This window comes from Tardiphaga robiniae, assembly GCF_001618955.1.
Taxonomy (GTDB): Bacteria; Pseudomonadota; Alphaproteobacteria; order Rhizobiales; family Xanthobacteraceae; genus Tardiphaga; species Tardiphaga robiniae_A.
In genome coordinates this window covers 1001938-1023334 of sequence record NZ_LVYV01000001.1, presented here as the reverse complement: position 1 = coordinate 1023334, position 21397 = coordinate 1001938, and the positions used below count along the sequence as shown (strand labels likewise).

The window sequence follows — 21397 nt, the reverse complement described above, 5'->3', positions numbered from 1 at the left end:
TCAGTGCTTGAAGTGCCGGACGCCAGTGAACACCATGGCGATGCCGGCATCATCGGCAGCCTTGATCACTTCATCATCGCGGATCGAACCGCCCGGCTGAATCACGGCCGTGGCTCCGGCCTCGATCGCCACCAATAGTCCGTCGGCGAAGGGGAAGAACGCATCCGATGCGACGACCGATCCTTTGGTCATAGGCTCGGCGAGTTTCAGTTCGGCAGCAGCATCCTGCGCCTTACGTGCGGCAATCCGAGCGGAATCGACCCGGCTCATCTGGCCCGCACCGATACCGACGGTGGCAAGGTCCTTCGCGTAAATGATCGTGTTCGATTTGACATGCTTGGCCACACGGAATGCAAATTTGAGGTCGCGCAATTCAGCATCCGTCGGCTGTCGTTTGGTGACCGGCTTCAGGATCATGTCATCGACCACCGCATTGTCGCGGCTCTGTACCAGTAGGCCGCCGGCCACCGTCTTGTAGGTCAGGCCCGGCGCGCGCGGATCAGGCAGGCTGCCTGCCAGCAGCAGGCGGATATTCCGTCGTTTGGCGATGATGGCGATTGCTTCTTCGGTGGCATCCGGCGCGATGATCACCTCGGTCAGGATCTCGGTGATGGTCTGTGCGGTCTCCGCGTCTAGTGTGCGGTTCATGGCGATGATGCCGCCGAAGGCCGAAGTAGAATCGCAAGCCAGCGCCTTGCGATAGGCGTCGATCAGGTTGCTGCCTTCGGCCACGCCGCAGGGATTGGCGTGCTTGACGATGACGCAGGCTGCGGTGCGCTTGGCGTCGAACTCGGCGATACATTCATAAGCGGCATCGGTATCATTGATGTTGTTGTAGGACAGTTGCTTGCCCTGCACCTGCCGCGCCGAAGACACACCAGGGCGCAGTTCGGGCGTGCGATAGAACGCAGCGGTCTGGTGCGGGTTCTCGCCATAACGCAACGCCTCGACCAGCTTGCCGCCGACGGCGCGGAAATCCGGCGCGTCGATTTTCAGCTGATCGGCAAACCAGTTCGAGATCGCAGCATCATAAGCTGCGGTGCGCGCATAGGCCTTGGCTGCCAGACGACGGCGCAGCGTCAGCGTGGTCGCGCCCTTGTTGGTGGCGAGTTCGTCGAGCACCGACTGATAGTCGGAGGGCTCGACGACGACGGTGACGTCGTCATGGTTCTTGGAGGCTGCGCGGATCATTGCCGGACCGCCGATGTCGATATTCTCGATACAATCCTCATAGGACGCGTTCTTCGCGACGGTCTCCTCGAACGGGTAGAGGTTCACGACGAGCAGATCGATCTGCGAAATTCCATGATCCTTCATTGCCTTGGCGTGTTCGGCATTGTCGCGGATCGCGAGCAGGCCGCCATGAACCTTGGGATGCAGCGTCTTGACCCGGCCATCCATCATTTCCGGGAAGCCGGTGAGATCGGACACATCGGAGACCTTCAGGCCCGCCGCAGCGATCGCCTTGGCGGTACCGCCAGTAGAAACGAGGTCGATGCCGTGAGCGGCCAGCGCCCGCGCGAATTCGATCAGCCCGGACTTATCGGAAACGGACAATAGAGCGCGAGTAACCTTGCGCGGATGGTCGGTCATGATGCGTATCCCGTGGGAGAAGGACGCCGCGTAGCATGGTTTCGTGGTGCAAGAAACCGCAAGGGCTTGCATGCCAGCAATTTCGTCGTGAAGGCCTGATTTACAACGGCAATTCCGGCTCGCGGCGGGCATTGCGGCGGGCCGTGGTCTGCGACGGCGAGGAGGCCGAACGGGCAAAACTCCAGCGGATGCTGGAGGTCTGCTGGGCGTTCTGGTGGATCACGATCTGGGCGGTCCGGCGCGGCCCGTCATTGCCGGCCAGGAACACGCTGTCCTCAAGTTCGACCTTGTCGTCGAGCGCCTCGAAGGTCCAGACGTCGCGGTTCGGCAATACCAGCATGACACCGCGGGCGTCGCTGAGCCGGCTGGCTTTCACCGAGGGATGCAGGTGGAAGCGCAGGGCGTAGTCGGTATTACTGCCCTTGAGCCGCGCGCCGGGCGCGGCCGCTACGATGTCCTCGCCCTCGAGTTTCGAGCCGTCCTCGGAGATCATCAGCACGCGGCGATGCGTCACGCCGAAGCGCGGGTGATAGCCGTCATGCGAGGTGGTCAGTATGGTGCCGTTGGAGGTGATCTCGCGATAGCTCTCCACCACATGCGGGCCGTTGACGATCGGCGCGCCCTGCAGAAACTTCTTCATCGCGCTGCGTTCGATGAACTGGCACGACGAGGTGTTGTGATAGGTCATCGTCGAATGCGCGGGCGTGCCGCGCGCGAAAGCGCGCCAGTTGTCGCGCCCGGTCGACGGCATGCCGCAATTGATGACGATGCGGCTCGGGCCGGACGACAGTTCGAACGACAACGTACCGGCATGGGCGTCGTGGCTCACACTGGACGGTGGTGGCGGGCCGGTGTCGATGATCACGGTCATCTGACCGGCCTCAAGACGCTGGAAGCCGGTATGCGGCATATGCGCCATCGGGACGCCGTGCGTGTCGTCATAGGCCAGCAGCGTCGCCAGCAGATGCGATGGCGCATTGCTCATACCGTTGAACAGTGCGAACGAGCCGTCGCCATGACGGAAGAATCGCAGCATCGGCATCATGCGATCGATCGCATTCAGCAGCGCCGGCGGTGGCGCGATATTGCGGGCGGCAAAAGTCTGCCGCAGCGGCAGCAGATCGATCAGCAATTCGATCAACGCGCCCGGATTGCGCGAGATATGCCCGCCGTCCGGTAGAATTTGGCGCTGCAATTCGTCGGAAAGTTTGCGCGTCGCAGTGCGGATGTGGCGCGCCTGGTTGGCGAGGCAGAGCGAGGCATAGCACAGCGCAATCAGTACCTGCAGCTTTGGCACGCCGTCGGGTGCATGCGACAGCGCGTAGCGCAGGGAGCGAATCTCGCGGCTGAGCGAGCGCAGATAGCGGCGATAGAATTTGCCGTCGGTGTCGCCGAGCACCAGGGGCGCCTGCGACAGCAGCGAGATCACGCGGCGGGCGATGACGTCGGCGCGGCGACTGACAGGGCGCTTGCGCGACGGATTAGACATCCAGTCGTCGATCAGCGAGCGGGCATTGGCGCGGGTGATGGCGGTGTCGGCGGCGCGCAGATGCCTCAGCCAGCCAAAGCCGAGCAGCGAAACTTCCCAGTCTTCCGATGGCGGCTCCAGATCGAAGATCGAGCGGCCGTGGCAGGTGACGATCTTGCCTGCGAAGACGAAGCGCCCGGCATAGATCTCGGCGGCGCGGGTGGCGTCGGTGGTGCGCAGGTCATGCGGCGCGATGATCAGGCGATCGGTGCGTCCGGGCCAGAGCCGGGCCAGCGCTGCCGATCCGCCAGACGCGCGCGACATCGCGCTCCGCGCGAAGCGGCCGAGGATCAGCCCCGAGATACGTCTGCGATGTGCGACCACGCGCGCCTTGAACTGGAAGAGAAAGGGTTGTTGCGAATCCTTTTAGCCGGAAACGCGATCCGCACACAGTACAAGGAAGCCCCCTGTGGAAGCCTCGCGAATCGGGAGATTACTCTGTGAATATCAGGATTTAATCAGTCGCGCCGCATAGAAGCCGTCGAGCCCGCCAAGCCGGGGGTCGGCATGGGGCAGATGGCTCGGCAGAGTGCGCAGATCGCCATCGGGGGTGACGATCTCGGCAAGACCGGCCACTTCGCTGGCATCGGCTGGGGCGCGGCGCATGCTGGAGTCCTTGGCCAGCAGGTCGGCGATGGCCTGTTCGCCTTCTTCGGGCTCCAGCGAACAGGTGCAATAGACCAGGGTTCCGCCGGGCTTCAGGATGGAGGCCGCCTTCTGCAGCAGGCGCCGTTGCAGCGCGGTCAGCATGACGATGTCGGAGTCCTGCTTGAGCCAGGCGACATCGGGGTGCCGTCGGATGGTGCCGGTGGAGGAGCAGGGCGCGTCCAGCAACACGCCGTCAAAACCCTCGCCGGGATATTCGGTGCCGTCGACGACGACGGTTTCCGCCTCAAGCGACAGCCGCGCCAGATTTTCGCGCAGCCGCGCCACACGGTTCGGCGAGCGGTCGATAGCAGTGACCTGCGCGCCGCCCTGGACCAATTGCGCAGTCTTGCCGCCCGGCGCGGCGCAGAGATCGACGATGCGTTTGCCTTTGAGGTCGCCGAACAGTCGTGTGGGCAGTGCCGCCGCGGCGTCTTGTACCCACCACTGGCCGTCATCGAAGCCGGGCAGCATGGTCACCGAGCCCTGCAGCAAGGTTCGGACGGAGCCCGTGGGGAGTACCTCACCATGCAGGCGCGTGGCCCAGGCATCGGCTTCGGATTTGACGGTGAGATCGAGTGACGGCTCATGGCTCAGCGCCACGGCCATTTCCTTCGTGGCCGTCTCGCCGTAATGCGCCGTCCAGCGCGCCATCAGCCATGGCGGGATGTCGAGAGTCTGGGCGGCCACTTCGTCGATCAGCGGTTGGCCTTCGCGGGCGCAGCGCCGCAATACGGCATTGACCAGCCCGGCGTATTTCGCGGCACGGCGATCGGACTGCACCATGCGGACTGACAGATCGACGGCGGCATGATCCGGCACGTCCATCCAGAGGATCTGGGCCGCGCCGATCAGGAGCGCGCTTTGCGCACGCGGGGCATCTGTAGGAACACCGCGGTCGAGCAGACGGGAGAGAATATGCCCGAGCGTACCGAGCCGGCGCAGGATCGTCGCAACCAGACGTCGCATCAGCGCGCGGTCGCGGTCGGACAGCGTTTTCAGGCCGGGATGGGCGGCCGCACCTTCGAGCTGGTCGTCGAGGGTCCGATGCTTGTGCAAGACGCCGTCGAGAATATCCGCCGCAATCCGTCGCGCGGCGAGGCCGGGGACCTCGGTTGGCGGTGCGTATCTTACTTGCGACATGCAAAAACATCACGACGGAGGGCGGGCAATGGCGCGGGCAGGCTCAGCATGCGGCCACTGGATGGGAGCGATTCTGTCGCATGCGAATATGCCAAATGTAAGAATCGCCCTTATATGCTCACAGTCGAACGGCAACTGTTCGACATTGATTTATGTAACGCGTGCCGCCCTTGCCGGTTCAGCAGGAAACCTGAGATGAACGACATTCCTTCCGAGTCCGCAACGCCTTTGCCGGAGCGTGAGCCGGCACCGAAGAAAGTTTTGACGCCCGCCGCGCAGCGCGCGCTGGCCGAGGCAGAAGAACGCCGGGCCGCGACTGCAGCAGCACATACTGCGGCGAAAGCGAAAGAGTTTCAGGGACCTGAAGGTCCTGAGCCGACGCGCTTTGGCGACTGGGAGCGCAAGGGTATTGCGTCTGACTTCTAGCCGTCGCGTAATTGTGGCCAGATTCTTCTGGCCGGCTGTTTCGACTCACATTATCGCAGGACGATGACCCCAGCATCACGCATTCATCGTGTGTCGCCGTGGCGATCCCGCATGTCCGCGGCGATGCCGTGGGTATTCGTGCTTGGCCTGGCCGCCGGCACCATGCTGCCGGTGAAGCGCTGGCTGCCGTTCCTGCCCGGCGCGGATCAGACCGAGGCCGCCCGCGATTCCGAAGCGATCGTCAGGCGCGCCGGTAATGCTGAAGCGCGCTACCCGATCGAGATGCGCTATGCCATCGACGGCGATACTTTTGGCGCGCGCGTGCATCTTGGGTCGGGTGAAGACGTCAGCGTGCGCATTCGTTTGCGTGGCATCGATGCGCCAGAGCTGAAGGGGCAATGCGCGCGCGAGATTCAGAAAGCAGAAACCGCGACGGCTGCACTGACCAAGTTGCTCCGCGAGGGAGGCCTCACGATCTACAATATCGGGCCTGACAAATATCCCGGCCGCGTGGTCGCCGATGTCGCGACCAGGCAAACGCCCAACGTGTCTGCAGCAATGCTCAACGCAGGGCACGCGCGCCCGTATGGTGGCGGTCATCGTAGCGGCTGGTGCGATAGCCGATGAGATCAGCAAAACAAAAAGCCGCGCATCATGCGCGGCTTTTCAGAATAGCGAAGCTGCCAGCGATCAGCGCTGGGTGACGATCACCGGCGTGCCGACCGAGACGCGCGAATAGAGGTCGGTGATGTCTTCATTGTACATGCGCACGCAACCGTAAGAGACATAGCCGCCGATCGAATTGGGGCGGTTGGTGCCGTGGATGGCATATTCGCCGCCGGCAAGGGTCATCGCTGCAACGCCCATCGGATTGGCTGGCGAACCGCCCGCAATCACGTCCGGGATATTCGGATTGTCACGCTTGACGTCGGCTGGCGGAGCCCAGGCCGGCTGGCGGTACTTGCCGTCGATCTTGGTGGCGCCGGCCCACTGTTTGCCGGGCTTGCCGACGCCGACGGGATAGCGCACGGCCTGACCCTGTTCGAGCACGAGATACAGCTTACGCTCATTGGTCTTCACGACGATGGTGCCGGGGGCATAGTCGCCGTGGAAGCCGACCACATTGGGCGCTGCCTGCGCGGCGGGGGACATCAGGGCGCCAACGACAACGGTGGCTGCCAGCGCACTAGCAATCTTCAAGGACATCGATCTCTCCAGTTCGGCCCGGCCGGTAGCGGCCGACGAGGTCGTGCCGCCTCTCAAGGCGACGAAAACAATTGCACACGGGAAATTCTCAACCAGTCGCGTAAACAACCGGTCTCTGCCGGCGCGGGGGGAGTGCGCCAACGAGCGCCTAAAGAGGAAATCCGCTGAACAAAGTAAATGCCCGGAAAACAACACTCGCTCTAAATTGGCCAGCAGCGGCCATCTGCTCCTGACAATCGCGTGAGGGCAGTCAGATGCGATGCATAGGAGGTCATCAGGCCAGCGTAAACGCCTCATGGATGGCGGATTGTACCGCGCCGCCGAGGACAGCGCCGCCACCGGCCACATAGATCCAGTCACCAATAACTGTGGCGCCGACCGCATGGCGCGGGGTCAGCATCGGCGCGTGGCTCTGCCAGGTGTCGGAGGCCGGATCGTAGCTTTCCATCTGTCCGAACACCTTGCCCTGGGTGAGCTGGCCGTTCTGCACCACGCCGGATTCTCCGCCCATGGCAAACAGCCGGTCGCGATACACGACAAGGCCATGGCCCGAACGGGTTGTCGGCAGTGCGGCGCGCAGCTCCCATGTGTCGCGCTCGGGCAGATACACATGGTGCAGATCGGTATTGTACTCGAACGTATTGAAACGCCCGCCGATTACATGGATCACGCCGCGAGCGGCGACGCAGCCGACATGGTCGCGCGCACCGGGCAGTGCCTTGCGGGTCTCCCATTTGTCGGTTTTGGGATCATAGACCTCATGCCAGCTGACGCTGGCGCGCTCTGCCGCGGGTTCCGACGCGCCGCCGATCAGATGGATCTTGCCGTTCAGCGCGACCGCAGCGCCGGCACCGCGCGGTCTCGGCAACGGCGCGATCGTATCCCAGCGGTTGGCGGCGACATCGTAGGCATAGGCGTTCTGATCCGAGCCGCGGTTCTGCTGCATGAAGCCGCCAAGCGCATAGACCCGTCCGGCATCGGCGGCGACCGAGACGTGATTGGCCCCGCGCGGCAGCGGCGCGGCGTCGAGCCACTGATCTGACGCGGGGTCGTAGACGTGGTGATAGGGCCGGTCGACGCGGCCTTCGCCGTAGCCGCCGACGATATGCATGCGATCGGCCCATGACGTCGCCCAGGCCATCTCGCTTCGCGGCAATGGCAGCGCAGCGCACGATATCCACTTGCCTTGCGGCCCTTTCGGCGCGGGACTCTCCGTGACGCGCTGCGCTTCCTGCTCGGGCGTCATGTGATGCGGCACGCCACCTTGCAATTTGGCGTAGGGCTCTTTCGACGACGGCGCCGCAGGCAATGCGGGATGACCGGCATGTTGCGCACGGGCCGAGGCTCCGCCCGCGACAACTGCAACACTTCCCAACACGAATGACCGACGATCCATCACATCACTCCGCGCCTGCCGATAGACTGGGGTGAGTTGTTACGCCCCCGGCTTCTTGTTCTGCCGATGCTCGACGAGGTCGGTGACCACGGCGGGATCGGCCAGTGTCGATGTATCACCCAGAGATGACGGTTCGTCTTCGGCGATCTTGCGCAGGATGCGGCGCATGATCTTGCCGGAGCGGGTCTTCGGCAGGCCCGGCGCGAACTGGATGAGGTCCGGCGAGGCGATCGGGCCGATATCCTTGCGGACCCAGGCTACCAGCTCCTTGCGCAGCTCTTCCGTCGGCTCGACGCCGTTCATCAGCGTGACATAAGCGTAGATGCCCTGGCCCTTGATGTCGTGCGGATAGCCGACCACGGCGGCTTCCGACACTTTCTCATGCGCGACCAGCGACGATTCCACTTCGGCGGTGCCCATGCGGTGGCCGGAGACGTTGATGACGTCATCGACGCGGCCGGTGATCCAGTAATAGCCGTCGGCATCGCGGCGGCAGCCGTCGCCGGTGAAGTACCTGTTCTTGTAGGTCGAGAAATAGGTCTGTTCGAAGCGGGCATGGTCGCCATAGACTGTGCGCATCTGGCCCGGCCACGACTTGGCAATGCAGAGATTGCCCGAAGTCTCGCCGTCCAGCACCTTGCCATCGGCATCGACGATCTCGGGCACGACACCAAAGAACGGCCGCGTCGCCGAGCCGGGCTTGAGCTTCGTCGCGCCGGGCAGTGGCGTGATGAGAATGCCGCCTGTCTCGGTCTGCCACCAGGTATCGACGATCGGCGCACGCGCCTCGCCGACGACGTGATAGTACCACTCCCAGGCTTCCGGATTGATCGGCTCGCCGACCGATCCCAGCAATCGCAGGCTCTTGCGCGAGGTTTTCTTCACCGGCTCGTCCCCGGCTTGCATCAGCGCGCGAATCGCAGTCGGCGCGGTGTAGAAGATATTGACCTGATGCTTGTCGATCACTTCCCAGAAGCGCGACATCGACGGATAGTTCGGCACGCCTTCGAACATCAGCGTGGTCGCGCCGTTGGCCAGCGGCCCGTAGAGAATGTAGCTGTGACCGGTCACCCAGCCGACGTCGGCCGTGCACCAGTAGATATCGCCCTCATGATAGTCGAACACATATTGATGCGTCATCGAGGCGAACAGCAGATAGCCGCCAGTGGTGTGCAGCACGCCCTTGGGCTGGCCGGTGGAGCCCGACGTGTAGAGGATGAATAGCGGATCTTCCGCATTCATCGGCTCGCAGGGGCATTCGGTGGTCACGACTTCGGCGGCCTCACGATACCAGAAGTCACGGGCGGGATCCATGTTCACCGGCGTGCCGGTGTGCTTGACCACGACGACCCAGTCGACGCCGCCAGCCTTGGCGACGGCAGCATCGACATTGTTCTTCAGCGGCACCTTCTTGCCGCCGCGCAGGCCTTCATCGGCGGTGATGATGATCTTAGACTGGCAGTCGGTGATGCGCTGCGCCAGCGAGTCCGGCGAGAAGCCGGCGAAGACCACCGAATGGACCGCGCCGATGCGCGCGCAGGCCAGCATCGCGTAAGCGGCTTCCGGAATCATCGGCAGATAGATCGTGACGCGGTCGCCTTTGCCGACATTGCGGTTGCGCAATACGTTGGCCATCTTGCAGACTTCGTCGTGCAGCTCCTGATAGCTGATGTGCTTCGACTGCGAGGGGTCGTCGCCTTCCCAGATGATCGCGGTCTGGTTGGCGCGCTTCGGTAGATGGCGGTCGATGCAGTTATAGGCGGCGTTCAATACGCCATCCTCAAACCACTTGATTGAGATCTTGCCTGGGGCAAAGGACGTGTTCTCGATCTTGGTGGGGGCGTGGGTCCAGTTGAGGCGCTTGGCCTGCTCGGCCCAGAAGCCGTTGGAATCGCTAATCGAGCGCGCATACATCTCGTTGTATTTCGCGTCATCGACGAAGGCGCGCGTCGTCCACTCAGCCGGTACGTCGTAAATCTTGTCGGACATCGTCCCCTCCACCACCGTGCGACCGCTGCGCGAATTCGCCGCCAGCCGGTTCTCGTTGCGCGCAATATGCGCCGGCGCGAGATAGCTGGACAAGCGGGGCCGGACTAGGCCTTTGGTCGGTCCGCAAGGTCGCTGCCCCGATCACGTTCGCGTTTTGACGGCCTCCAAACCTTCATCATAAAGCCAATTTGGCCGATCAACGGTAACCAGTAACCGAAATTGCGCGCCTGTGGACTCGCAATAGTTGCGGGAAGCCCCTAAATCGCCCTCGCAGGGACGGCCAAGCGGTCCGGAACCAAAAATCAATAAACGGCATTAGCAGAGACACAGGGCCGACGAGGCAGATAACACTATGATGGAACAGCAGAATTTCGCGCCTTCCCGGGCCGTTTCCGCCCGTTCCGTCGCGCGGCTAGCCCGTATGGCCAAGCCAAGCCCCGCGAGTGTGGAGGTTTTGGCTCGTGAAATGGGCCTGAAGCTTGGAGATCAGTCTGAGCTGACGATCCGCCGGCTCAAGCGCGGAAAATCTTATTCCTTCGTCAGGGCCAACGGCACCCCGATCAAGCATATCGGCACGATCAAGCGGTTGAACTCCATGGCGGTGCCCCCGGCCTATGCCGAGGTCCGCTATGCCGTTGATCCTACGTCGCATTTGCAGGCCGTCGGCCGCGACGCGGCCGGCCGGCTGCAATACCGCTATCACTCGGACTGGGAGAAGGTCCGCGAGCAACGCAAGGCGCATCGGCTGGCGAAGCTGGTGGCGGCACTGCCGAAGATCCGCCGCAGCGTCTCGGCGCTTCTGGCTGGCGACGAGCCGACGCGTGAGTTCGCGCTCGCCGCTGTCATCGAACTCGTCACGCGCACCGCGATCCGTGCCGGCAATGAGAGCTACATGAAGCTGTCGGGCACCCGCGGCGCTACAACGCTGATGAAGTCGAACGTGCAGCTCGAAGACGATTGCATCGTGCTCACCTTCAAGGCCAAGGGCGGCAAGGCAGTGCGCAAGGAGTCCAACGCGTCGAAGCTCGTCCGCGCGATTGGTATTCTGCACGACGTGCCGGGCAAGCGCCTGTTCCAGTATCGCGACAATGCCGGCCGCATTCACAAGGTCAACACAGCAGCAGTGAACGCCTTCCTGCGCGATATCGCCGGCATCAAGATTTCACTGAAGGATTTCCGCACTCTGATGGCGTCGGCGACGGTGGCTGAAACCCTGTCACGGATCGAGCCGGCAGCGAGCGTGCGCGGTCGCAAGAAGCAGGTGCTCGACGCCGTGCGTTCGGCGGCAGACGAGTTGCAGAACACGGCGGCGATCTGCCGCAAGAGCTATGTGCACGACACCATCGTTACGGCCTTCGAGGACGGCGTCCTTGCCCGCATCGCCGCGACGCAGACGGGCTATCGCTCGCAATCGAAGCGCGAGCAGCTTCTGGCGCAGGTAGTGGCCGAGGCGGGTTGAGTCAGGCGAGCGTCCACACCGCAGTGTTCTTGATATCCGCATCTTCGAGATCGCGCGTCACCGGAACCTTGTATTCGGTCATCTTTCGCAATTTGTCCTTCGGCAGATAGCTGCGACCGGGATCGCCGATCAGTACCGTCGTGCCGCGCACCGCCTGCGCTGAAAGAAATGCAAAGGCGCGCTCTGCGGTGTCGCGTTCATAGAAAATATCGCCTGCCAGAATCGTTTGTGCGGTCGGAACAGATGAGCCGCCTAGCAGATTGTCACCGCGAGCGTTGATCGTAACGCCATTTTCAGCCGCGTTCAGTGCGATCGCCGTGCGCGCAAAGGCGTCGATGTCATAGGCGAAGACGCTGCTTGCACCCGCTTTTATCGCGGCGATAGCGATAAGCCCCGATCCCGATGCGAGATCGATGATGGTCTTTCCAGCAACATGCCCGGGATGATCAATAACAAAGCGCGCCAGCGCCTGTCCGCCGGCCCAGGCGAAGGCCCAAAACGGAGGCGGCAGTCCGGCTTCGCCGAGTTCTTCCTCAGTCTTGCTCCACAGCGGTACGGCCTCGTCGGCTGTGTGCAGCACAATGTTCGGCACCAGTGGCACCGGTCGCAGGCGCGTATTGGCGCGGATGAAAGCTACGGGATCAGTGATTGCAAGATTGGCCGCGCCGTCGGCGCTCACAATCCGCCCATTTTACAGACGAGCTTCCACTCCTCCGCGGTCACCGGCTGCACCGAGAGCCGCGACAGTTTCAGCAGCGCCATCTCGGCGAGTTTCTTCTCTGCCTTCACGGCAACAAGCGTCACTGGTGTCTTCAAAGGTTTGTCGGCAGCGATATCGACGCAGACGAACTTGCCGGATTCATCGGTCGGATCTGGATAGTGCTCCTTCACGATCTCGACGATTCCAACGACTTCCTTGCCTTCGTTGGAATGATAGAAGAAGGCACGATCGCCTTTCTTCATGGCCATCATGTTGAGCTTGGCGCTGTGGTTGCGCACGCCGGTCCAGGCTTCGCCCTTCTTGCCCTTCGCCACCTGCTGGTCCCACGACCACACCGAAGGCTCGGATTTCACCAGCCAGTATTTCATCTTGTCTCCGTTCAGGGCTTGATCTGTACGCCGGTGCCGATGTCGACCATGGCCCAGATTTCTTCGATTTCCGCATTCGTGACGGCAATACAGCCATCGGTCCAATCACGGCGGAGATGCCAGTCACTCAGCCATCCGAGGCCGTTGGGCAAACCGTGGATCATGATGTCGCCGCCGGCAGATACGCCGCGGCGACGAGCGCCATCAAGGTCGGATGCATTGGGATAGGACAGGTGCATCGCCAGATGAAATCGACTGCGCGGATTCTTCGAGTCGACAGCATAGTTGCCTTCGGGAGTCCGGCTATCGCCTTCCTGTTGCTTGTGACCGACGGGATTGCCGCCGAGCGACATCTCGTACGATTTCAGGGCCTCGCCGTTTCGCAACAGGGTGATGCGCCGCGTCTGCTTGTCAACGACGATGGACGTGGCGCGCACCTCAGCGGAGGCCAGTGGAGGAACGGTGCGGCCAAGTTGGAGAAATTCCCAGCCGGTATAGGCCGCGAATCCCAGCAGTACGACGGCGCCAGCAATGATGACCGGGCGGCGCACGATTATCCCTCTGCCTTGAATGGCCGCGTCAGCAGGCCCTCGATGACCTGATCGATGGTCGCCTCTCCGGCCAGAATCGCCGCCACGGCTTTTGCCACCGGCATATCGACGCCCTTCGATGCCGCAAGCTCGATCAGCACCGGCGCCGTGAATTCGCCTTCGGCGAGTTTGTCGCGTGCAGGCTGCTCACCGCGGCCCAATGCAACGCCGAGCGAAAAATTGCGCGACTGGGCGCTCGAACAACTCAGGATCAGATCGCCCAATCCTGACAGGCCCGACAGTGTCTCGGTGCGCGCGCCACATGCGATGCCTAGTCGCAGTAATTCGCTGAAGCCGCGCGTGGTCAAAGCTGCCAGTGCCGACGCGCCGAGCTGTTTGCCCGCGACAATGCCGGCAGCAATAGCCAGCACGTTCTTCGCCGCGCCGCCGATCTCGACGCCGCGCACATCGGTGGAGTGATAGGGACGGAACGTCGCCGAACCCAAGGCCTGCACGAGTGCGACAGCGACATCCTCGTCGGCGCAAGCGAGCGTCACGGCCGTGGGCAAGCCAGCCGCGACATCGTCAGCGAAATTCGGTCCCGACAGAATGGCAGGGATCGCCTGCGGTGCGACGTCGGCAATGACCTCCGTCATGAATTTGTGACTGCCGCGCTCGATGCCTTTGGCGCAGGCGACCACCGGAATGCCCGCAGGCAATAGCGGCGCGAGCGCGGTCAGTGCGTCACGTAATTGCTGCGACGGGACGGCGAGCAGAATGATATCGGCGCGTGCTGCCAGCGAAAGATCGGCGGTGACGAAGACAGAGTCATCGATGGCAGCGCCGGGCAGTCGCGGGTTGGCGCGCGACGATTGCATCAGTTCGGCGGCTGCAGCCGAGCGCGCATAGAGCACGACCTCGCGGCCAGCACGTGCAGCGACATCGGCCAGCGCTGTGCCGTAAGCACCAGCGCCGATCACCGCCACTGAGTTGAAGTTGGCCATGATGTTCCCGTCAGTAAGCCGCGCGGGATTTGGAATGGCCTGCCGGCGCCTTGGCGTCAGCGTCGAGCAGCCAGCGCGCGCGGGGCGGTGCTTCCATCGTGTCGGTGAGTCCTAGCGCAAGGCGCTCTGCGCCGGCCCAGGCGATCATTGCGCCGTTGTCGGTGCAGAGTGCCGGCGGTGGAATGATCAGCGTGGTCTGTGCTTTCGCGGCGACGGCCTGCAGCGCGCCGCGGATCGCCTGGTTGGAGGCGACACCGCCGGCTGCGACCAACGCATGTGGCGGGCCGAATTGCTCTTCGAACAGTCTGAGACCGACGCTCAATCGATCTGCCGTCGATTCCAGCGCCGCCGCCTGGAAGCTGGCGCAGAGATCGGCGATGTCTTGCTCTTCCAGCGGAATGAGACGGCTGGCTTCGTTGCGCACAGCAGTCTTGAGACCAGAAAGCGAGAAATTCGCATCGGGCCGGCCGAGCATCGGCCGCGGAAACGCAAAGCGCTTGGGATCGCCGCCCGATGCGGCGCGTTCCACCTGCGGCCCGCCGGGATAGGGCAGGCCGAGCATCTTGGCGACCTTGTCGAAGGCTTCGCCCATGGCGTCATCGACGGTGGTGCCGAGCCGGACATAGTGGCCGACGCCAAGCACCGCGACGATCTGGGTATGACCGCCGGAAACGAGAAACAGGCAATACGGAAACGCCAGCGCAGTGGTCAGCCGCGGCGTCAGCGCATGGGCTTCGAGATGGTTCACGGCCACCAGCGGCGTGTCATGCACCATGGCGATGGCTTTTGCGGTGGTGAGACCAACAATGACGCCGCCAATCAGTCCGGGTCCGGCGGCTGCGGCCACACCGCTCAGTTGCGCGAAATTGACGTCGGCGTCCTTCATGGCGCGGCCGACGATGCCGTCGAGCAGGTCGATATGGGCGCGCGCGGCGATCTCGGGCACCACGCCGCCATAGGGCGCGTGGTCGCTGATCTGCGAATGCACGATATTGGACAGGATCTTGCCGCTGCCGTCCGGCTGGCGTTCGATAACGGCGGCCGCGGTCTCATCGCAGGTCGTCTCGATTCCCAGCACCAGCATCGGTTGGTCGGTGGTCACTATCGGTCCTTGCTAAATCAGCCAAATCCGGGCTTTTCCTGTCCCCGGCGTAGCATTGCGGGGTCGCAAGGTGCAATCACTCGATGCCCTGTGTGGCATGCGAGACCCCCGAAACCGGACCTCAGATATGGCTATTCTCGTCACTCGCCCGCAGCCGGACAATACCAGCACCGTCGCAGCCTTGCGCGCGCGGGGCTTCGAGGTGCTAGCGGCGCCGATGCTGCGCTTCGAAAAGGTGATGCTGTCCATTGATATGGACGCGGATTTCGGGGCGGTGATCGTCACGTCGGCCAATGCGCTGCGCGCGCTGGCCGATCAGCCGGTGCAGGCAGCCCTGCTTCCTCTGCCGCTATTCGCAGTCGGCGACCGGACCGCAGAGGCCGCGCGCAATCTCGGCTTTGCCAAGGTCATGTCCGCCGAAGGTGATGCTGCGGCGCTGCGGGACCTATTGACGGAGAGCAGCAAGAGCAAGTTGCTCAACAAGGACCGTCCGCTTCTGTATCTGGCGGGGGCCGATCTGGCGCGGGATCTCGCCGGCGAACTCGGTGCGCGCGGCTTCACGGTGGTGACACAGACCACTTACCGGATGATGCCGGTGGCCGATCTGCCGGATGATGTGTCTGCGGCCTTCGTGGCCGGCCAGATCGAGGCCGTGCTGCATTATTCGCGGCGGAGCGCCCGGGCATTCTTCCAGGCGGCGGGGCTGTCGGGCGTCGAAATCGCTGCGCTCGCAGTTCCGCATTACTGCCTGTCGGCAGCCGTCGGCACGATCGCGCATGATGCCGGGGCCACCCAGGTCGTGGTGGCGCAGACCCCGGACGAAAATGCCCTGTTCGCGGCGCTGGACCGTGCCATCCCGCCATTATCGCGTTAAGACAGCTGTGACCAAATCCCGGTAGGGATCGGGCATGTCACGAGGGAACCGACGCGATGGCCGACGATAGCGATACAGGATCGTCTCCGGATGCCGGTCGGCCCAAACGCCCGCCGCCAACCATCGAATTGACGGCTGCCGACGTCACCGAGCGCCCCGTTGCGGCGGAATCCGCTGCACCAGAAACATCGCCAGAGCCGATCGATACCGCGCCATCGGATATGCCGCCGTTCGAACCTGCCGGGGAGGCTGCGGCCGAAAAGTCCGCGCCTGCATCGCCTGCGCGCACGTCTGTCCTGGTTCCCGCCGCCGTCGGTGCGGTCGCCGGCGCGCTTGTTGCCGGCATCGCCTGGTTCGGTCTGAGCGGGAGCGCATCGAGCGATAAGGCCGATGTGGATGCATTGGCTTCTCGCATCGCGCAGATCGAAGCGCGCCCTGCCGTTGCGCCGGATACAGGGCTGGCGACGCGGATCGATACGCTCGAGAAATCCATCGCGGGATTGCGTGGCGATCTTGCTGCTGCGAAAACGCAATCGGATCGTGTCGTCACTGATCTCAATCAACTGAAATCCACGCCGCGCCCGACCGCCGGTGTGGTCGATCTCGGGCCGATCAATGAGCGGCTCGGGCAGATCGAACGTGCCGCCAGCGAGCTGAAGTCTTCGGCCGCCCAACAGAATACCAAACCCGTCGATGACACAGCCTTGCGCCGTGTCGTTGCCGCATCACTGCTCGATACGTCGGTGCGTCAGGGCGAGCCCTATGCGGCCGCACTTGCGGCCGTCAAACCGCTTGCCGGCAATGCCAATCAGCTGAAGCCGCTCGATGCGTTTGCAACAACGGGCGTACCAAACGCAGTCGCGCTCAGCCGCGAACTGTTCGCAGTGTTGCCGAAGCTGGCGCCGGCACCGGCGGAAGCGCCAGCCGCAGGTGCAGGTTTCATGGACCGCCTGCAGGCCGGCGCTGCAAAGCTGGTCCGCATCGAGCGCACCGACGCTGTCGGTATAGGCAACAACAGCGGCGCGGTCTCGCGCGCGGACGCCGCTGCACGTAGCAACGACATCGCCACAGCCAAACGTGAGTTGCTTACGTTGTCGCCGGCGGATCGTGCCGTGGTTCAGCCCTGGCTCGATAAGGTCGATATGCGCGATGCAGCGCTGGCCGCTTCACGTCAATTCGCAGCCGACGCGATGGCGGCGCTCTCCAAACCGGCGCCATAGGAATCCGATGTTTCGCATCATTCTGTTTCTTGTGTTGATAGCGCTTGCGGCCGCTGGTGCGGCCTGGGTCGCCGATCAGCCCGGCGATGTCGTGATATCCTGGGGCGTCTGGCGCGCTTCGCCGTCGGTGCCGGTGTTTGTGCTGGTGCTCGGCCTGACAATCGTCGCGGTGGTGTTCGCCTGGTCGCTCCTGCGTGGTTTGTGGGGCGCGCCGAAGCGAATGCGCCGTCGCCGCCATGAAAAGCGTCAGGCGCGCGGGCGTCAGGCCATCACCCATGGTCTGCTCGCGATCGGGCAGGGCGATGGCCACGCCGCGCGGCGTCATGCCGATATCGCCAAACGTTTAACGGCTGACGATCCACTCGCTCTGTTGCTGCATGCCCAGTCCGCCCAGCTCGATGGCGATCGCGCCGGTGCGCATCGTGCGTTTCAGGCGATGGCCGAGCGTGGCGATACGCGATTGTTGGGTCTGCGCGGTCTGTTCATCGAGGCGCAGCGCAGCGACGATCCCGTCGCCGCCGTGACGATTGCCGAAGAAGCGCTGAAATTATCGCCGGCATCGACATGGGCGTCGCAAGCCGTTCTTGGCTTCCGCTGCGCGCAGAGCGATTGGACCGGCGCGCTGAAAATCCTCGACAACAATTTTGCCTCTGGCCTGATCGATCGCGCAGCGTTTCGTCGGCAGCGCGGCGTACTGCTCACCGCGCGTGCGCTGGAGCTTGAGACACAAGATCGCGATCTGTCCCGCGACAGCGTGACCGAAGCGATCAAGCTTGCGCCAACTTTGGTGCCAGCCGCCGTTCTCGCCAGCCGATTCCAGAGCGAGGCGCATCAGACCCGTCGGGCAATGAAGATCATCGAGACAGCGTGGCTGGCGCAGCCGCATCCGGATCTCGCCGATGCCTATGCCCATGTGAAGCTCGGTGATTCCGCACGGCAGCGACTGGTGCGTGTCGAGACGCTGGCGTCGAAAGCGCCAGGCCATATCGAAGGCGCGCTGGCGATCGCCCGTGCGGCCATCGATGCCGCCGAATTCACGCGCGCCCGCGAAGCACTGGCGCCGTTCACGACCGACTCCACGCAGCGCGTTGCTATGCTGATGGCGGAAATCGAACGTACCGAACATGGCGACAGCGGCCGCGCCCGCGCCTGGACATTGCGTGCCGTGCGCGCGTTGCATGATCCGGTCTGGACCGCCGACGGCTATGTGTCCGATCGCTGGCGGCCGGTATCGCCGGTCACCGGACGGATCGATGCGTTCCAGTGGCAGACGCCGCTGGCCGCGCTGCCGTCGGACAGGGCCTCGACGATCGAGACCGAGATTTTGCGCGAGACCGTGCTGGCTCCGCCGCCGGTGGTGCCCAAACCCGTGGTGCCCGTGCCGACCGAGGTCACACCCTCCGCGCCGGCTCAGGATCTCGCGGCGGAACCTGAAGTACCAGCACAGTCCGAACCGGTGGCCGATGCCACGTCCGAGCCCGCCGAGGCGCCGGCGCCGCTCCCGAAACCGGCCCCCGCGCCGCCACCGCTGTTCCGCGACCGCAGCGATATCGCCAGCGCCGCCAAGCCCGCCGTGGCCATTCCGACCGTCATTCCCATCGTCAGGCCTCCGGACGATCCCGGCGTGGACGAGGCTGACGATTATCGCGATGAATTCGCCGAGCTGAATGCAGGCCAACATCAGGGCGGTTGGCGCGGGTTTCTACGGCGCTGGGGCGGATAACAGCCCTGATTCAGGCCCAAATGGCTGGTTTCGGTGGGTGGTTGGTCGCGCTTTTCGGTCGCCAGATTCGCCGCCGCTTCTTGCAAAGCAACGCCCCGGGCGATATCAGATGCCCCAGCGTTTTCGGCCGAAAAGCCGAATCGCTGCTTGGTTCGCCGCAATAGCTCAGTTGGTAGAGCACGTCATTCGTAATGACGGGGTCACAGGTTCGAGTCCTGTTTGCGGCACCAATAATCATTTGATTTTGTTAGGTAAATGCTTGTGGTTGATACTCAGCCTTCGCACTAACTGTCTCTGGGAAGCACTAGGGAAGCACGAGCTGAATTTTTCGGCGAGCAGTCACGGGAGTTTGACGCCAAGCTCTTTCGCGTTCCGAGCATAGTCGCGGGCTGCGATCGACAAGAACTTAAGAGCTGTTTCGACCACGGGGCTTGGCATCGGACACATTTCGGATCCCGCCTGAAGGATTTCGTTCAAATGCGGAACGAGGTTTCTCAGACCTGCAGGTACGTCGTTCGGAAGACCAGAATCATTGATGCGTAAAAGTTGCCTGCCTTTCACGGCCCAAAATCCGAATTTCACCCATGTACGAGCTGCGGCGTTCACTGCCGTGATTGTCCCATTCGTCTCAACAATTGTCTCTCCCGTTCCGTATCGCGGACATAGGACGCGGACCCGAAGGCCCGGAAAGAAAAGCGTCGTTTCCTGGATCGACAAAAAATAAATTGGGTCGCCCGTCCCAGGATGCCTGAATCCAATTGCTCGTATCGCAGATGGGTCAATCGCAGAGGCAATCGAAGTTTCTGAAGCGTTTGCGGTCTGCTCCGGCGAGCTAAGATTGTCACCCGCGCGCTGCGGCGCGAAGACGACCCAAATCAGTGTGAGAAAAGTCGCAGCCGATAAAATCGTGCCAACCCACATTGGCAATCGGTGGGGCCTGTCTGCCCCAAGCTGGCCTTCTGCGAAGAGCAGTCCGCAACTAGGGCAACAATGACAAGGCGCAGTGATCTGCCGATTGCAGTCAGCGCATACAATCTCACCCGGTGCCACCCGACCTGTATCCTTTTCCTAGTTTCGGGACAGACCGTAATTTATTTACCGTTTCTTGCAAGTAGATTACATGATTTATTGGCATTAGTAAGTGCAATCCCTGCTCAGCAAATGACTCCCCTCCTACACATTAGGCGGGAGGGGCGATGGCTGATTTGCGAAAACGATTTGGGCAATTGCTAGCCGCGCACAGAAAGCGCAGCGGCCTTACGCAGGAAGCATTGGCCGAGCGGGCAGGGCTTAGCTTGGATATGATTGCCAAGATCGAAGTTGGCGCGACAGGTGCTAGATTCCCGTCGATTGAACGGCTCGCGGATGCTGTGGGAGTTGACCCGGCAGAATTTTTTACGAGCTCTATCCCCGCTGGCAAAATGGCTACCGGCGCTTTTGGCGAGATTGCGGGCAAGCTTTCACGCCTATCCGAAAACGATCTTGTTTGGGTAAATGACTTGTTGGATCTAATATTGGTCAGGACAAAAATGCTCCCTCCCCTAAAGAAGGGCGACCGCTCGTCATCGAAGTCGGTTGAGGACCGCAAGCAGAGAAAAAGCCGGTAAGCAGAATTTTCCTCCAAAATTCCACCATTTTTTTTCGCCGAACATCTCCGTTAGCTCCGACTTTCCGAACTTCGGCCGAGATTCATCACCTTTTTGCTTAAATGCTGCGCCACTGGCAGATGACCTGTCGGCTCATAGGAATGGGGGACAAAATAGCGCCTGTGCGTAGGCGAAATCGCCGTGGCTTCCTTAAAAACAAGTGGTCTGATGGGTTGGGTACTAATTCGAAGGGGCGATACTAGAACGCCCACTTCGACTGACAATGATGCCAAAAGGTCGAGAAGAGCTGCTTTCGCTTTTGTGAAATTAATTGCACACCGAGCCTCCGGCCCAAGATTTCACATAGAGAAACGGATGCTTTAGCCGCGCTCGGAGGATTCGAAAAAACTCTCATCAGACTTAAGCCACCGAGCTGCAGCGTCTAGTGTCTTGTCCCCAGTCTGAGCCGTTAGCTGACATTCCCAAATGACCCCGACCCGCCACCCCGCCATCCGCAAGTCCGATACATTGCGAGCATCGCGCTGGACGTTCTGTGAAAACTTATCACTCCAAAACGGTAAGTTTGAAGACGGGGTTGTGCAGTACTTGCAACCAGTATGGCGATGCCAGAAGCATCCATGGACAAAGACTGCGGCACGATACTTTGGAAATATCAGGTCCGGACGACTCGCGGCAATGCGTCGATGAAGCCGGAAACGAAAACCTAAGGCATGTAGAGCACGTCTTAGGACTAACTCAGGTTTAGTGTCGCGCCCTTTTATCGCAGACATCATCCGCGATCTGGTGCTAACGTCAACGATGTCTGCCATCACTTTGCTCTAGCATCTTTGTGGCAACCTGGTATTGGAGGGTAAATCAGATTT

The 21397-nt window shown here is 62.4% G+C and carries 19 protein-coding genes and 1 tRNA gene; 8 read left to right on the top strand and 12 right to left on the bottom strand.

Going from position 1 to position 21397, the window contains the following annotated elements:
* The 3 genes from purH to A4A58_RS04765 form a co-directional block, all read right to left on the bottom strand.
* A complete protein-coding gene (gene purH, locus A4A58_RS04775; protein WP_068730194.1) occupies nt 1-1593 on the bottom strand; it encodes a bifunctional phosphoribosylaminoimidazolecarboxamide formyltransferase/IMP cyclohydrolase in 1593 nt (530 codons plus the stop codon).
* Nucleotides 1594-1693: 100 nt separating this feature from the next.
* On the bottom strand, nt 1694-3385 hold the full coding sequence (locus A4A58_RS04770) for a heparinase II/III family protein (protein WP_068730466.1): 1692 nt from the start codon (nt 3383-3385) through the stop codon (nt 1694-1696).
* 183 nt (nt 3386-3568) lie between these two features.
* Nucleotides 3569-4909, bottom strand: a complete 1341-nt coding sequence (locus A4A58_RS04765; protein WP_068730193.1) for an RsmB/NOP family class I SAM-dependent RNA methyltransferase — start codon at nt 4907-4909, stop codon at nt 3569-3571.
* A gap of 195 nt (nt 4910-5104) precedes the next feature.
* Between A4A58_RS04765 and A4A58_RS04760 the strand changes: the two genes are divergently transcribed.
* Both A4A58_RS04760 and A4A58_RS04755 read left to right on the top strand, forming a co-directional pair.
* Complete coding sequence (locus A4A58_RS04760; RefSeq protein WP_068730465.1) at nt 5105-5335, top strand: DUF1674 domain-containing protein; 231 nt, start codon at nt 5105-5107, stop codon at nt 5333-5335.
* A gap of 63 nt (nt 5336-5398) precedes the next feature.
* The gene (locus A4A58_RS04755) at nt 5399-5962 is read left to right on the top strand and encodes a thermonuclease family protein (RefSeq protein ID WP_081421705.1); all 564 of its coding nucleotides are present in this window, start codon (nt 5399-5401) and stop codon (nt 5960-5962) included.
* Between the two features lie 63 nt (nt 5963-6025).
* Here the strand turns inward: A4A58_RS04755 and A4A58_RS04750 are convergent, their stop codons facing one another.
* From A4A58_RS04750 to acs, 3 genes are all read right to left on the bottom strand, one after another.
* Nucleotides 6026-6541 (bottom strand): L,D-transpeptidase, encoded by a 516-nt coding sequence (locus A4A58_RS04750; protein ID WP_068730192.1) that lies wholly within the window; start codon nt 6539-6541, stop codon nt 6026-6028.
* Between the two features lie 274 nt (nt 6542-6815).
* Nucleotides 6816-7937, bottom strand: a complete 1122-nt coding sequence (locus tag A4A58_RS04745; protein ID WP_068730191.1) for a Kelch repeat-containing protein — start codon at nt 7935-7937, stop codon at nt 6816-6818.
* Nucleotides 7938-7976: 39 nt separating this feature from the next.
* A complete protein-coding gene (acs, locus tag A4A58_RS04740; protein WP_068730463.1) occupies nt 7977-9926 on the bottom strand; it encodes an acetate--CoA ligase in 1950 nt (649 codons plus the stop codon).
* 352 nt (nt 9927-10278) lie between these two features.
* Between acs and A4A58_RS04735 the strand changes: the two genes are divergently transcribed.
* Nucleotides 10279-11385 carry a DNA topoisomerase IB gene (locus A4A58_RS04735; protein WP_068730190.1) on the top strand — a complete coding sequence of 369 codons (1107 nt, stop codon included), beginning with the start codon at nt 10279-10281 and terminating at the stop codon, nt 11383-11385.
* A 1-nt stretch (nt 11386) separates the two neighbouring features.
* Here the strand turns inward: A4A58_RS04735 and A4A58_RS04730 are convergent, their stop codons facing one another.
* Genes A4A58_RS04730 through tsaD form a run of 5 tightly spaced genes read right to left on the bottom strand, consistent with a single transcriptional unit; the run spans nt 11387 to nt 15092 of the window.
* Nucleotides 11387-12064, bottom strand: coding sequence for a class I SAM-dependent methyltransferase (locus tag A4A58_RS04730; protein ID WP_244499660.1), 678 nt, complete (start codon nt 12062-12064; stop codon nt 11387-11389).
* Nucleotides 12061-12474, bottom strand: a complete 414-nt coding sequence (locus A4A58_RS04725; RefSeq protein WP_068730189.1) for an EVE domain-containing protein — start codon at nt 12472-12474, stop codon at nt 12061-12063. Before A4A58_RS04725 ends, A4A58_RS04730 begins: the two co-directional genes overlap by 4 nt.
* An 11-nt stretch (nt 12475-12485) precedes the next feature.
* The gene (locus A4A58_RS04720) at nt 12486-13025 is read right to left on the bottom strand and encodes a L,D-transpeptidase family protein (RefSeq protein ID WP_244499659.1); all 540 of its coding nucleotides are present in this window, start codon (nt 13023-13025) and stop codon (nt 12486-12488) included.
* Between the two features lie 2 nt (nt 13026-13027).
* A complete protein-coding gene (locus A4A58_RS04715) occupies nt 13028-14008 on the bottom strand; it encodes an NAD(P)H-dependent glycerol-3-phosphate dehydrogenase (RefSeq protein ID WP_068730187.1) in 981 nt (326 codons plus the stop codon).
* A gap of 10 nt (nt 14009-14018) precedes the next feature.
* Nucleotides 14019-15092: a tRNA (adenosine(37)-N6)-threonylcarbamoyltransferase complex transferase subunit TsaD gene (tsaD, locus tag A4A58_RS04710; RefSeq protein WP_068730186.1), complete on the bottom strand. Its 1074-nt coding sequence runs from the start codon at nt 15090-15092 to the stop codon at nt 14019-14021.
* Nucleotides 15093-15237: 145 nt separating this feature from the next.
* On the opposite strand from tsaD, the gene A4A58_RS04705 reads away from it, so the two are divergent.
* The 5 genes from A4A58_RS04705 (at nt 15238) to A4A58_RS04680 (ending at nt 20534) form a co-directional block, all read left to right on the top strand.
* Nucleotides 15238-15984 (top strand): uroporphyrinogen-III synthase, encoded by a 747-nt coding sequence (locus tag A4A58_RS04705; protein ID WP_068730185.1) that lies wholly within the window; start codon nt 15238-15240, stop codon nt 15982-15984.
* Between the two features lie 56 nt (nt 15985-16040).
* The gene (locus A4A58_RS04700; RefSeq protein WP_068730184.1) at nt 16041-17204 is read left to right on the top strand and encodes a COG4223 family protein; all 1164 of its coding nucleotides are present in this window, start codon (nt 16041-16043) and stop codon (nt 17202-17204) included.
* A 7-nt stretch (nt 17205-17211) separates the two neighbouring features.
* Entirely contained in the window at nt 17212-18927 is a 1716-nt protein-coding gene (locus A4A58_RS04695) for a heme biosynthesis protein HemY (protein WP_068730183.1), read from the top strand.
* Nucleotides 18928-19081: 154 nt separating this feature from the next.
* Nucleotides 19082-19157, top strand: a tRNA-Thr gene (locus A4A58_RS04690).
* 966 nt (nt 19158-20123) lie between these two features.
* Nucleotides 20124-20534, top strand: a complete 411-nt coding sequence (locus A4A58_RS04680) for a helix-turn-helix domain-containing protein (RefSeq protein ID WP_068730181.1) — start codon at nt 20124-20126, stop codon at nt 20532-20534.
* A 359-nt stretch (nt 20535-20893) separates the two neighbouring features.
* Here A4A58_RS04680 and A4A58_RS29570 read toward each other — a convergent pair whose 3' ends face one another.
* Entirely contained in the window at nt 20894-21343 is a 450-nt protein-coding gene (locus A4A58_RS29570) for a very short patch repair endonuclease (RefSeq protein WP_081421704.1), read from the bottom strand.
* Between the last annotated feature and the right edge of the window lie 54 nt (nt 21344-21397).

What these genes read in the sequence shown, in the direction of transcription:
- purH (WP_068730194.1), bottom strand. Translation starts at nt 1,593, where the DNA reads ATGACCGACCATCCGCGCAAGGTTACTCGCGCTCTATTGTCCGTTTCC.
- A4A58_RS04770 (WP_068730466.1), bottom strand. Translation starts at nt 3,385, where the DNA reads ATGTCGCGCGCGTCTGGCGGATCGGCAGCGCTGGCCCGGCTCTGGCCC.
- A4A58_RS04765 (WP_068730193.1), bottom strand. Translation starts at nt 4,909, where the DNA reads ATGTCGCAAGTAAGATACGCACCGCCAACCGAGGTCCCCGGCCTCGCC.
- A4A58_RS04760 (WP_068730465.1), top strand. Translation starts at nt 5,105, where the DNA reads ATGAACGACATTCCTTCCGAGTCCGCAACGCCTTTGCCGGAGCGTGAG.
- A4A58_RS04755 (WP_081421705.1), top strand. Translation starts at nt 5,399, where the DNA reads ATGACCCCAGCATCACGCATTCATCGTGTGTCGCCGTGGCGATCCCGC.
- A4A58_RS04750 (WP_068730192.1), bottom strand. Translation starts at nt 6,541, where the DNA reads ATGTCCTTGAAGATTGCTAGTGCGCTGGCAGCCACCGTTGTCGTTGGC.
- A4A58_RS04745 (WP_068730191.1), bottom strand. Translation starts at nt 7,937, where the DNA reads ATGGATCGTCGGTCATTCGTGTTGGGAAGTGTTGCAGTTGTCGCGGGC.
- acs (WP_068730463.1), bottom strand. Translation starts at nt 9,926, where the DNA reads ATGTCCGACAAGATTTACGACGTACCGGCTGAGTGGACGACGCGCGCC.
- A4A58_RS04735 (WP_068730190.1), top strand. Translation starts at nt 10,279, where the DNA reads ATGATGGAACAGCAGAATTTCGCGCCTTCCCGGGCCGTTTCCGCCCGT.
- A4A58_RS04725 (WP_068730189.1), bottom strand. Translation starts at nt 12,474, where the DNA reads ATGAAATACTGGCTGGTGAAATCCGAGCCTTCGGTGTGGTCGTGGGAC.
- A4A58_RS04715 (WP_068730187.1), bottom strand. Translation starts at nt 14,008, where the DNA reads ATGGCCAACTTCAACTCAGTGGCGGTGATCGGCGCTGGTGCTTACGGC.
- tsaD (WP_068730186.1), bottom strand. Translation starts at nt 15,092, where the DNA reads ATGCTGGTGCTGGGAATCGAGACGACCTGCGATGAGACCGCGGCCGCC.
- A4A58_RS04705 (WP_068730185.1), top strand. Translation starts at nt 15,238, where the DNA reads ATGGCTATTCTCGTCACTCGCCCGCAGCCGGACAATACCAGCACCGTC.
- A4A58_RS04700 (WP_068730184.1), top strand. Translation starts at nt 16,041, where the DNA reads ATGGCCGACGATAGCGATACAGGATCGTCTCCGGATGCCGGTCGGCCC.
- A4A58_RS04695 (WP_068730183.1), top strand. Translation starts at nt 17,212, where the DNA reads ATGTTTCGCATCATTCTGTTTCTTGTGTTGATAGCGCTTGCGGCCGCT.
- A4A58_RS04680 (WP_068730181.1), top strand. Translation starts at nt 20,124, where the DNA reads ATGGCTGATTTGCGAAAACGATTTGGGCAATTGCTAGCCGCGCACAGA.
- A4A58_RS29570 (WP_081421704.1), bottom strand. Translation starts at nt 21,343, where the DNA reads ATGGCAGACATCGTTGACGTTAGCACCAGATCGCGGATGATGTCTGCG.